Raw genomic sequence first — 12,173 nt, forward strand, 5'->3', positions numbered from 1 at the left:
ATCCGGCCCGTCAAATTCGAGGCTGAACGCTGTCGCAACAACAGATGACATTGTCAACATTTGTTTCGACCGAGTGTCGGCTACGGCACCAGCACCAATGCGCCCGTCGTTCGCCTGGCTTCGAGGTCGCGGTGAGCGTCGCCGGCATCGAATAGGCTGTAGCGCTTGGGGGGTTCAATCCTGACGACACCCTGTCGTAGCGCGGCAAAAAACCGCTCGACGTGCGGGGCCAGTCTTTCGGGCGTGTCGGTGTAATGCGCGTAGTTGGGACGCGATATGGTAATCGACTTCGATGCAAAGCGGCCGATGTCCCAATTGCCGATCGGCCCTGACGCCTGACCGAAACTGACGAGGTGACCGCGAATGCGAAGCGCCGCCAGCGAGCCGCCGAACGTATCATTGCCGACCGCATCGTAGACGACATCGGCGCCGACGCCTCCCGTCAGCCGCATGACGGCTTCAGTGAAATTCTCGCGCGAATAGACAATGACATGATGCGCCCCGAGGCGTTCGACAATGCGCGCCTTGTCGTCGCTCGACACCGTTGCAATGACCGTTGCGCCGAGATGGCGTGCCCATTGCACCAAAAGCTGGCCGATGCCGCCGGCGCCGGCATGGACGAGAACGACGGAGCCCGGCCGAACCGCGTGCACGTCGTGCAGCAAAAAACTCGCACTGACGCCCTTGAGCAGCCCCGCGGCCGCAATCTCGTCGGGAATATCGTCGGACAGGCGAACCAGCAGATCGGGCGCCATGTTGCGCCGCTCGGTATAAGCGCCGACCGGCGGGCAGGCATAGGCGATGCGGTCGCCGACCGAGAAACCGGCAATCTCCGAACCGACCGCTTCGACGACGCCGGCCGCCTCCATGCCTGGCACGCCCGGTGGCTGCAGAAGGTCGAAATAGCCGGTGCGGCAATAGACGTCGATGAAGTTGACGCCGATCACCGTATGGCGGATCCGCACCTCGTTCGGCACCGGCTGCGGCAAGCCGATCTCCTTCAGTTGCAGCACCTCCGGACCGCCATAGCGCTCGACCACAATAGCCCTGGTTGTGGCTGACTGGCCGAACGATGTTGTTGGGGAAGAGACCGGCGAAGCGATCAACGGCGGGGCTGACGGAGGTGCCGGAGGCGTTCTTGCCTGGGCAGGAGGCGCAATCCTTCCTCGTAAAAGGCTGCGGATCGCCGCGAAACCGGCCTGATAGATGCCCTCGGTGATGAGCTTGACCAGTTCGTCGCGGCGGTGCGCGGGGGGATAGAACTCGGAGCGCCACTCCCAGAACGTAGCATTGCCGTCGGTCACCGGTTTCAGCCGGATCGATGCGACATAACCCATCAGTGGCAGCGGTGCTTCGAGCAGGCAATAGGCGAGCCGAAAGTCCTTATCGGACAGCGCCAGCAGCTGTTCGCGCAACTCGCCGCCATCGGCCAGGCGGAAATGACGAACCGAGCCGACCGCATCGACCGGATCGCCGCCCTCGATCTCGCTGAACGAGATCGCCGGGTGCCAGCGCTCATGGCTGTTGAAATCGCGCAGGATCGACCAGACATCATCGATAGGCGCATCGATGATCGTGCTCTGGCGGACCTGAACCATCGCGGGAATGTCAGCGCCCGAAGCGCTGCTTGAGTGCGCTCAACGCCGCCTGGAAGACGCCGGTGCCGATCTGATGCATAAGCGCTGCTTCGCGCTCAGGCGCACAGTCGAACTCCGCCTGCCATTCGGCCAGAGTGAGATTTCCGTCGGTGACCGGCGTCAGCGACAGCGTGGCGATATAATTCTCCACCGCCATCGGGCTTTCCAGGATCGCATAGCTGCAGGACAGGTCGTAGTCGGATAACGCCAGCAATCTTTCGCGGATCCGCCCACCATCCCTGTGCACGAAATTGCGGATGCAGCCGATCTGGTCGGCTGGTGCGTTCTGTTCGATTCGACTCTCGGCGACGAACGGCGCCCAGGCCGGAAGGCCGTTGAAATCGCGCACGATTTTCCAGACTTCCGCCGCCGGCGCGGGAATGACCGAGGACACATAGACCTTGCTCATGCCCCACCGCCCGCGTGGAACAACTCATTCGCACAACGCACCACCCACCGGACCCGGTCAGCGGTCGCGGTCGTCATCGTCGTCCTTGCTGACTTTGCCTTTGCCTTTTTTATCGCGCGTCAGGCTCGATATGTCCTTGGCATCGCGCAGCACGTCGGTCATGCGGCCGAGCGAGCCGCCCTCGATGCCGATCTCCTTCATCAGATTATCGATCATCGGCGCCTGGACCCGGTAGCGCAGCGCCGAATCGATCACCTCGTCGGTGACGTTGCGGTTGCCGCCCTGGCCGCCATTGATGCCGTCGACATGCAGGATCTTGATGCCGTCGATCTTCTCCATCGGCTTGACGCTTTCGCGGATGATGCCTTCCATGTGGTCGAGCAACTTGCCGCGCAGGCGGCCGGCGCGCGCTTCATTGGAGAGCAAATTGTCGGCCTCGTTGAGCTGGCGATGGCCGGCGGCATCGACCTCATAGCGCTGGGCAGCGGCAAGGGCGTGGATCTTCTCCGCCTCGGCCGCGGCAACAGCGGCGATCTTCTGCGCTTCGGCCAGGCTCTTGGCAGCCTTCATCTCGGCATCTGCCGCGGCCGTAATGCGCAAGGCCTCGCGCTCGGCCTCGCGGGCCGCACCGATCAGATCGGTCAGCTTGCGGCGCTCGGCGATCTCGCGCTCACGCGCCGTGAAGGCCTGCTCCTCAGCCTGGATGGCCTTGGCCCGCACCGCCTCGGAAGCCGCGACGGCCGAGGAACGCTCCTGCGTCTTCTTGGCGATGTCGATGGCCTTCTGGATTTCGGCGATCTCGATCTTCTGGTCGCGCTCGACGCCAAGCTGGCGGATGTCGCGATCCTTGATCAGCCGGGCCTCCTCGATGCCGCGCTCGGTGGTGATGCGGGCGCGCTCGACCTCTTCGCCGGCCGATATCTCGGCCTCTTCGAAAGCCTGGCGCTTGGCGATCTGCAGCGCTTCGAGGTGACGCTCACGTGCGATTCTGACTTCGTCAATGGCGCGCTCCTGGCCGATCCGCGCCGTTTCGGTCGCCTGGTTCTCGACGATTTCGGCGCGGCGCTTTTCCGCCTCGGCCCTGGTGACCTCCAATGCCTTTTCCGCCAGCGCGATCTGGCGTTCGAGTTCCGCGATTTCCAGCGCCTTCCTGCGCTCGATCTCAAGCTCGCTCTGCGTGCCTTCGCGTTCGATCCTGGCCTTTTCCAGGGCGAGCTCGAGCGCGATCTGCTCGCGCTCGGTCAGTTCGCGCATTTTCATTTCCGTCTCATCGAGCGCACGGCGGCGCGCAATCTCGCGGCGCTGCGTGTCTTCCTCGCTCTTGATGCGCTCCTCGGTGATGTTGCGCTCCTGGTTGAGGCGCGATTTCTCGACCGCTTCGCGCGCCGACAGTTGCGCCTGTTCGGCCTCTTGGTCGCGGATTGCCCGTTCCCTGGCGAGTTCGGAGCGCTGCGAGGCGCGGCGTATCTCGACCTCGCGCTCCTGTTCGAGGCGGGCATATTCGGTGTCGCGGTCGATCTCCAGCACCTTGCGCTGGGTATCGAGGTTCTGGTTGCGGATGTCGACGAGCGTGCGCTGCTCGATTTCGTTGCGCATCCTGCGGCGCGTCTCGATCGATTCCGTCAGCTGGGTGAGGCCTTCGGCGTCGAAGGCATTGGACGGATCGAAATATTCAAGGCTGGTCTGGTCAAGATCGACGATGGCGACGCTCTCCAGCTCCAGTCCGTTGGCGGCGAGCGATTCCGAGGCGAGCTGGCGGACCCTGGCCGCATAGTCGCCGCGCAGCTCGTGCATCTCTTCCAGCGTCATCTGGGCGGCAACGGTGCGCATGGCACCGGCAAACTTGCCTTCCAGCAATTCGCGAAGGCTGTCGGGCTGCAGCGTGCGGCGGCCGAGTGTCTGGGCGGCGGCTGCGACCAGCTCGCGACTGGCGCCGACACGGACGAAGAACTCCGCGATCAGGTCGACGCGCATGCGGTTCTTGGTGATCAGCGCAAAGGCATCCTCGCGGCGCACTTCGATGCGCAGGACGTTCATGTTGACCGGCGTAATCTCGTGCAGCACCGGAATGACGAAAGCGCCTCCGTTCACCACCACCTTCTCGCCCATGAAGCCGGTGCGCACGAACGCCGTCTCCTTGGTCGACCGGCGATAAAGCCATCGCAGTATGTATACGGCGATTACCACGACTATCGCGGCAATGATCAGCCACAAAAGGAAAGCGCCCAAGGTCTGCGCGGCCATCTTTTCTACCCTCCCAAATAGAATGCGGTCAGCCACAGGCGACCGGCATCAATTCCATAAATCCGCCCGCTCGAAATCATCACGCTCGTCTCTGCAGTTTCGGCGTGATGGCGCGGAACGCATTGACTGCGGCGTCGACGAAAAGCGCGTCATTGATATTTGCACTCACACGCTCGACATGGCGCTGCGCCGTCTGGCGAACGGTCTTCTCGATCGCCTCGAACAGGGCGTTGTCGGCTTCCGGATCATGAAATGGTTGGCCCGGTGCATCGAGCATCGACACACCGCCCTCCGGCAGCAGGAAACGAACGGCACCGTTCATGGCATTGAGCCGCGCACCGATCCATTCGCCGAAGGCGCGGTTCTCGTCGCGGGTTGTCCGCATCAGCGTGACGTTCGGATTATGGATGACGAATTTACGGCTTCGAAATTTCTCCGGCACGCTGTCGCGCGGGCCGAAATTGACCATGTCCAGCGCGCCGGTCGAACCGACATAGGGTAGGCCGGTACGGATCGCCGCGCCAAAGCGATCTTCAGTCGCCGGGAACACGCCGCCGACGATCATGTCGGCCACCTCCGTCGTGGTCAGGTCGAGAAAGGCCGAGAGCAGCCGCGAATCGCCGAGCTTCTCCATTGCCCGCCCGCCTATGCCGGTGGCGTGGAAAACCAGACAGTCGTAGTCGGCCTCGAGCAGCCTGGTCACCGCTTGCACTGCCGGGGTCGTGACACCGAACATGGTGATGCCGACGGCGGGGCGCGCCAGCTTGCGCCTGGCTTCCCAGGCTTCGGCGTTGGGCAGTTGCGCGACCATGCCCGCCATCGCGTGCGCGGCATTCGACAGCACCTGTTCGGTGATCGAGTTCAGCCCCTGAACGTCGGCGACCGAATGGAACATCATGATATCCGCACCGCCGACATATTTGGCGACATCGCCGGCTGCCACGGTCGACACCATCAGTTTGGGGATACCGACGGGCAGCGCGCGCATGCCTGCTGTTGCCAGGGTGGTGCCGCCGGAGCCGCCGGCCGAGATGACGCCGCCAATGCGCGGCTCGCGCTCGATCCAGTGCGCGAAGGCTTCGGCCATGGCGCTCACCGAGCCGCCGCGATCATTGGTGAAAACGGCTGATGATCCCCGCATATGCATGCCGGCCACCTGCATGGCGGGAACGTCGGCGCTCGACGGTTTTCCGGAGGTGGAGAGGTCGACGGTGCGAACCGGAACGCCGAGCGACTTCAGCCGATCCGCGATGAATCGCAATTCCTTGCCCTTGGTATCGAAAGTGCCGGCGACGAGCACTGTTCTTCCGATGCGTTCGGCGAAAGGAATTGCAAAGATTTTTGTCAAATCGTCCTGCGGCGCGGCCTTCTCGACGGCCGCTTGCCGCAGGGCAGTGACCGGCACGTTCCAGCGGTTGGGCAGTTCGGTGACCGGACGGTGGATTATGTTCGGGGTTATCGGTTCGGACCCGGTCGCCGTCCGCTCGACGCGGTAGACTTCCGCCAACTGGTCCTTGGCCTGCGCCGCGGCTGCCGGCGTGACGGACGTCTCGTCGGCATGGCGTCCGACGCCAAGCAGCCGTTGCTGCAATTCCCGGTCTGCCGCGAGCGCTGCCGCGTCCATCAGCCGGTTGATGCGACCGTTGACCATGATGGCAACCTGGTTGGAAACCGCAGTCGCCACGCCGATATTCTGCTCGATGACGAGGATCGCCATCTCACCTTCCTCGGCCAGGGTGACCAGCATCCGCTCGACCTGGTCGACGATGATAGGCGCAAGGCCTTCGGTCGGCTCGTCCATGACCAGCAGCTTCGGGTCGCTGAGCAGGGCACGCGAGATAGCCAGCATCTGCTGTTCGCCGCCGGAGAGCTGCGAGCCGCCATTGGTGCGGCGCTCGGCGAGGCGCGGAAATGTCTGGTAGATGCGTTCGACGGTCCAACTCGCATCGCGCCGATTGCCGGCAGCGAGACGGAGATGCTCGTCGACGCTTAGGCTTGGCCAGACGCGCCGCCCCTGCGGCACATAACCGACCCCGAGGCGATGGATCTCGTGCGGCTCGAGCGCAGTGATCTCGCGGCCGTCGACGCGGATCAAGCCGGAGCGTGCGCGCTTCAGGCCGACGATGGTGTTGCAGAGTGTCGACTTGCCCATGCCGTTGCGGCCGACCACCGACAGCACGCCGCTTTCCAGCATCAGCGAGACGCCCTGAAGGGCATGGCTTTCGCCGTAATAGACCTGCAGATCCTCTATTTTGAGGATCGCCTTGCCTATTTTGCCGGAAGCTGGGCCGGAAGGGAGCGTTCGGCCGAGGGGAACGGGGCGCTCAGCCATGCTTGCCCCCGAGATAGATCTCCTGGACCTCAGGGTCCGCCTCGATCTCCTGCGGCGTGCCTTCCTTGAACAGACGGCCGTTGTGCATCATCGACACATATTCCGAAACGCGCAGCGCGACATCCAGATCGTGCTCGATGATAATATAGCCGATGTGCTTGGGCAGCGCATTGAGGATCGCCACCAGGTCGCGGCGCTCGGTCGGCGACAGGCCAGCCGCCGGCTCATCGAACAGGATGAAGCGCGGCGCGCCGGCCAACGCCAGCGCGATTTCCAACTGCCGCTGCTGGCCATGGCTGAGTGTCGCCACCAGCACGTCGCGATAGGCCTCGAGGTGCACGGCATTGAGGATCGATTCCGCCTGCACCATGTTGACGTCGGTGGCCGTTGGGCGGAGCAGCGAGAACCGTCGGCGCGAGACGCCGCGGCAGGCGAGAAAAATAGAGTCGAGAACCGACAGGCCTTTGAACAACTGCGAGATCTGGTAGGTCCGCCGTAGGCCGCGCCGGATGCGTTCATGCGGCGGCAAATCGGTGATGTCCTCGCCGAAGAAGCGGATGCGGCCGGCAGTCGGCAGGAAATCGCCGGTCACTGCATTGAACAGCGTGGTCTTGCCGGCGCCGTTGGAACCAAGGACCGCGCGCCGCTCGCCGGCCGCGATCCTCATATCAATGCCGGAGAGCGCCACCAAAGCGCCGAAATGCCGCGCAACACCATCGAGCTCCAGCGCAAAGGCGCCGGAGCTCTGGAGACGGTTTGCTGCAAGAGTTTCGGTCAAGGGCGGATATGCTCGCAAGCCACGCGGTTACGGGCAGCTCGGGTTGTCGCGGCTGACAGCCCCAAGCTTGGTGAACTCGTCTTCGGGAATGCCCAGCGTCTGGTTGACCTGCGACACGACTTTGACAAGCTTGTTCAAAAGATTGCCGTCTGGCCCTTCCGTCACCTCGGTCAGGTAGATGTCCGCGATGGCGTTGCGGTTCTTGTCCAGCGACACCTTGCCGGTCGGCGTGTCGAAAGACAGTTTCGAGAGCGCATCTCGCAGCTTGGCGCCGCCGTCGGAGACATCGCCGCCGACCTGTTCGAGACCCAGCAACGTCGCCTTCATGTTGACGTAATAGCCGTGGGCGAAGAGCGACGGCGAGGGAAAGGCGCCTGGCTGCTTCTTGTAGGCTTCGACGAATGTTTTCCAGGCGGGCGCGTCGTTGGTATCGGCGGTCGGTCCGGCGGAAGGCGTGCCGACCAGCACGTCGCGCAGCTTGCCCTTCGAGGTCAGCACCGTCTGGTCGACGGTGATCGAGCCACCAATCAAGGGGGCCGCGCCGCCACCCTGCTGATACTGGGTCAGGAAGTTCACCGCGTCGGCGCCGCCAAGCGCGACGTAGATTGCATCGACGTCATCGGGAATGGCCGCGATGACGGACGAAAAGTCCTTGTTGCCGATCGGCACCCAGGATTTGGACGGCACCTTGCCGCCTGCCTTGCAGAACTCAGCCATGAAGCCGAAGACCTGCGTATACGGGAAAGAATAATCCTCGGCGACCGTGGCGACCCGCTTGTAGCCTTTGTCGTTGAAGGCATAGGTGCCGAGACCGGCCATCCACTGCGCGCCGTCGGTCGAGAAGCGGAAGAAATTTTCGGCCGGGTTGCGCAGCGTGGTGTCCTGTGCCGCGGAGGTGCCATTGATGAAAGTCACAGTCGGCTGGGTCTTGGCATAGTCCTTGACCGCCAGCCCTTCGTCGCCCGAAAGCGGGCCGACCAAGACCTTGACGCCATCCTGCTCGACCAGCTTGCGGGCAGCACGCACGGCGCTATCCGGCGAAGCGTCGGACGAGCCTTTGACGATCTCGATCTTCTTGCCGGCAACCATGCCGCTGACCTCGTCGAGCGCCGTCTTCGCGCCACGCTCGCCGTCTTCGCCGAGCACCGTGAACGGTCCCTCGAAAGTTGCGAGCAGGCCGATCTTGATCGTGTCGTCGGCGGCAAGCGCCAGAGATGGAGCTGTCAGCCCGGTGGCAAGCGCCAGCGCAAGCAGTGTGCGTCGATGTATTCTCATTTTTTCCTCCCTTTGATTGATTGATGCAGTTCATTCCGCTCCGGCGTCACGGACCGGAACGCAAGGACTCTTGAGCTAGCTGCGGCTTAATCCTCCCCCACAACCCAAGAATTCCATCCGGCGAGATGAAGACTATCACCAGGAACACCAGTCCGATCAGCGTGTTGAAACGCTCGGCGCCGACAATATCGATGGCAAACGTCTGCATCAGGACGACGACGAGCGCGCCGAGAAATGGCCCGATCGGGTGACGCAAACCGCCGATGACGGCGATGATCAGCACGTCGATGGCTGCATCGACGCCGATCGTGCCGGGTGAGACACGCCCATTGAACCACACCAGCAACACACCTGCTACGCCGGCAATGATGCCGGCCAGGAACCACGCAAAGACCTTGTGTGCGGTGACGTGATAGCCGAGGGCGCGCATGCGGCGCGGATTGTCGCGGATTGCCTGCACGGTCATGCCGAAGGTCGAGCGGGCGCCATAGAGTATCGCCGCATAGGACAGCACCGCCGAACCCAGGCAGAGATAGTAGAAGGCCTTCGGGTCGCGCCAGTTGACGCCCCAGAACACCGGCGCGCGAATGCCGGCATAACCGGAATGGCCGTTGAAGATCGCGTAGTTTTGCTGGGCGAAATAGAAGGTCGCGGTGGCGATCGCCAGCGTGATCATGATGGTATAGATGCCTTCGGTGCGCACCGAGATCCAGCCGATCAGCGCCGACGCCACCGCCGCCGCCATTATGGCGAAGGGTGCCGCGATCCACCACGGCCAGCCGAAGCCGAGCACGTTCGAATTGTTCTCGCCGAGGATGGCGATGGCATAGGCGGCGATGCCGGCGACAGTGATCTGGGCAAGGCTGACCATGCCGCCATAGCCGGCCAGCATCATCAGCGACAGTGCGAGCATGCCGAAGATCAGCGAATAGCCGCCGATCTGCGTCAGGAAGAAATCGGATGCCACCAGCGGATAAAGGACCAGTGCGACGGCAAGGACGATGTGGCCGGCGCCGAGCTTCTCCAGCCAGTTCGGTCGGGGCGCGGCGTCCACGGCGACGGTCAGGCTCATCGCGCCTTCCCCATGATGCCTTGCGGCCGCACCGACAGCGCTACCACCATGATGACGAAGGTGAGCACGATCCCGTAGGTTGGGAAATAGACGAGGCCGATCTGCTCGGCGAGGCCGATCAGCAGCGCGCCGATTGCGGCACCGGTAATCGAACCCATGCCGCCGACGATGACGACGACGAGCGAAGCGAGGAGATAGCGGACGTCCTCGCCGGGCGCCACCGACAATGCCGAGCCGCCGACGACGCCGGCAAAGCCGGCAAGTCCGGCGCCAACGGCAAAGACGACTGCAAAGACCGCATGCACGTTGACGCCCGAGGCCGACAGCATGGCGCGGTCGTCGACGCCGGCGCGGACCATCATGCCGACGCGCGTCTTGTGCAGCATCAGCCAAAGGCCGATGCCGATGACGACCGCAGCCGCCAGCACGACGACGCGATAAAGCGGGTAGGTGAGGAACACCGAGACGCCATTCGACCGCACGGCCGTGATCACCGGCAAGGTCAGTGCACCGTCGAGCCATTCCGGCACCGGGATCTGATAGGTGCCGCCGGCCCAGACCGCCAGCATCAGGTCGGCGGCGACGATCGAGATACCGATGCTGACCAGGGTCTGGCGAAGGTCATCGCCTTCCAGGCGCCGGAAGACGAAAATCTGCATGACGACGCCGACGAGAGCCAGAGCGATAAACCCCGCGGCGACACCTAGCAGCCAGTAGCCGGTACGGTTCGCCACCTCATAACCGATATAGGCGCCAAGCAGATAGAGCGAGCCATGCGCCAGGTTGACGTTACGCATCAAGCCGAAGATCAGAGTAAAGCCACTGGCGACCAGGAAATAGAGGCCAGCCAGAGTGATGCCGTTGAGGATGGCGCTGACGAATGCCTTTTTCGAGATCAGGATCGCGTTCAGCCAGTCCGGCCAAACGGAAAACACCAGCCATGCAACAACGGCGGCGACCAGGAGCCAGAAAAGCCCCCACGCCTGCCTGCGCGTCATGCCGCCGCCAGAAATCTCGAGCCCCGAAGTCCTGGGCCTCGAAATGTCAGACGAAGGTGGCCGGTCCAGAATGCTCATGCGGTCAGCCGGCGGCGCTGTTCATTCAAGCGCGGCGCTTTGTGGAACTTGCCGTCCTTCATGATGGCGAGGATGCGGTTCTTGTCCTGCAGGATGCGCACGTCGGATATCGGGTCGCCGTCGATCAACAGCAGATCGGCGAGGTAACCTTCCTTGATCATACCGAGCTCGTCGCCCATGCCCATAATCTGTCCGCCATATTTGGTCCCGGCCTGGATTGCCTCCATCGGTGAGAAGCCAAGCATCTCGACGAAGGTCTGGATGTCCCTGGCGTTGGTGCCTTGCGGCGTCCAGGCAAAACCGTAGTCGCCGCCGATGCAAACGCGGATGCCGCGGCGGTGCATTTTCTTCATCGTCTCGATGCACATTTCGAGCTCACGCTCATATTCGAGCGAGAGCGGCGAGCCCGGCTTGATGCCCCATTGCTCGGCATGGCGTGCGGTGTTGATCAGCCAGGCGATGCCAGGGGCCACGAAATGCTTGTCCTTGGCCGCCTCCAGCATGTCGAGGGCTTCCTCGTCGGCAAACGAAGCGTGGTAGATGTTCTGGATACCGTGGCGGACACACTGCTTGACCGAGCCGGATGAGCGCGCATGTGCCGACAGCACCTTGTTGCGGCAGCGGGCCTCGGAGGCGGCCATGGCGACCTCTTCCTCCGACATCGGCGTTTCTTCGGCGCCCATGCCGGTGATGCTCTCGCCGGACAGATTGAGCTTGATGGAATCGACACCGTATTTGATCAGCTGGCGCACCGTGCGGCGGATTTCCTCCGGACCTGAGACGACAATGCCGAGATTGAGGCCTTCATGCGGAATGTGCGAAGGCGCGGAGTCGCCGAGGCCGCCGACAGTCGTAATCTCGGGGCCGGCGGCAAGGTAACGTGGCCCGGGAAAACGCCCCTGATTGATGAATTTCTTGCACACAACGTCGAGTCGCGGCTTGGCGGCTGCGGCACCGCGGCCGGCGGTGAAACCGGCATCGAGCACCAGCTTGGCCATCTCCATGGTGACCAGCATGTGCTCTTCGACCTCCATCATCTGGATCGGGTCGATCCCGGGCGCATTGTTCCAGGAGAGATGCAGATGCGCGTCGATCATGCCCGGCATCAGCGTCGCGCCCATGCCGTCGATCGTCGTGACACCGCCTGACAGGCCGCTGTAGGCGGACGACACAGCCGGCGAGCCGAAACGCGACGAGCCCTTGGTGATCTGCTTGATGCGGTTGCCCTGAACCAGCACCTCGCCGGTGTAGGGGTATTCGCCGGTCGCATCGAGCACGCGCACATTGGTGAACAGCGTGCTGCCCGAACCGTTTGCGTTCCAGCCGTCGTCTGCCATCAGAAAACCTCCC

The 12,173-nt window shown here is 63.3% G+C and carries 9 protein-coding genes; all 9 read right to left on the reverse strand.

Features of this window, described 5'->3' with window-relative positions; genetic code table 11:
* Positions 1-80: 80 nt before the first annotated feature.
* The 9 genes from NKH21_RS18505 to NKH21_RS18545 all read right to left on the reverse strand — a co-directional run bounded on the left by NKH21_RS18505 (position 81) and on the right by NKH21_RS18545 (position 12,160).
* Positions 81-1,598 carry a zinc-binding dehydrogenase gene (locus tag NKH21_RS18505; protein WP_352660592.1) on the reverse strand — a complete coding sequence of 506 codons (1,518 nt, stop codon included), beginning with the start codon at positions 1,596-1,598 and terminating at the stop codon, positions 81-83.
* A 10-nt stretch (positions 1,599-1,608) separates the two neighbouring features.
* The gene (locus NKH21_RS18510) at positions 1,609-2,046 is read right to left on the reverse strand and encodes an SRPBCC family protein (protein WP_352660589.1); all 438 of its coding nucleotides are present in this window, start codon (positions 2,044-2,046) and stop codon (positions 1,609-1,611) included.
* Positions 2,047-2,103: 57 nt separating this feature from the next.
* Positions 2,104-4,290: a flotillin family protein gene (locus tag NKH21_RS18515; RefSeq protein ID WP_352660586.1), complete on the reverse strand. Its 2,187-nt coding sequence runs from the start codon at positions 4,288-4,290 to the stop codon at positions 2,104-2,106.
* Between the two features lie 79 nt (positions 4,291-4,369).
* Complete coding sequence (locus NKH21_RS18520; RefSeq protein WP_352660583.1) at positions 4,370-6,622, reverse strand: ABC transporter permease; 2,253 nt, start codon at positions 6,620-6,622, stop codon at positions 4,370-4,372.
* Positions 6,615-7,400, reverse strand: coding sequence for an ABC transporter ATP-binding protein (locus tag NKH21_RS18525; protein WP_352660581.1), 786 nt, complete (start codon positions 7,398-7,400; stop codon positions 6,615-6,617). Before NKH21_RS18525 ends, NKH21_RS18520 begins: the two co-directional genes overlap by 8 nt.
* Positions 7,401-7,427: 27 nt before the next feature.
* Positions 7,428-8,675, reverse strand: coding sequence for an ABC transporter substrate-binding protein (locus NKH21_RS18530; RefSeq protein WP_352660578.1), 1,248 nt, complete (start codon positions 8,673-8,675; stop codon positions 7,428-7,430).
* Positions 8,676-8,721: 46 nt separating this feature from the next.
* The gene (locus tag NKH21_RS18535) at positions 8,722-9,747 is read right to left on the reverse strand and encodes a branched-chain amino acid ABC transporter permease (RefSeq protein ID WP_352660575.1); all 1,026 of its coding nucleotides are present in this window, start codon (positions 9,745-9,747) and stop codon (positions 8,722-8,724) included.
* Positions 9,744-10,745, reverse strand: a complete 1,002-nt coding sequence (locus NKH21_RS18540) for a branched-chain amino acid ABC transporter permease (protein WP_352660572.1) — start codon at positions 10,743-10,745, stop codon at positions 9,744-9,746. Before NKH21_RS18540 ends, NKH21_RS18535 begins: the two co-directional genes overlap by 4 nt.
* Before the next feature lie 74 nt (positions 10,746-10,819).
* On the reverse strand, positions 10,820-12,160 hold the full coding sequence (locus NKH21_RS18545) for a metal-dependent hydrolase family protein (RefSeq protein WP_352660570.1): 1,341 nt from the start codon (positions 12,158-12,160) through the stop codon (positions 10,820-10,822).
* Positions 12,161-12,173 lie beyond the last annotated feature (13 nt).

The organism is Mesorhizobium sp. M1329, assembly GCF_040318035.1.
GTDB lineage: Bacteria > Pseudomonadota > Alphaproteobacteria > Rhizobiales > Rhizobiaceae > Mesorhizobium.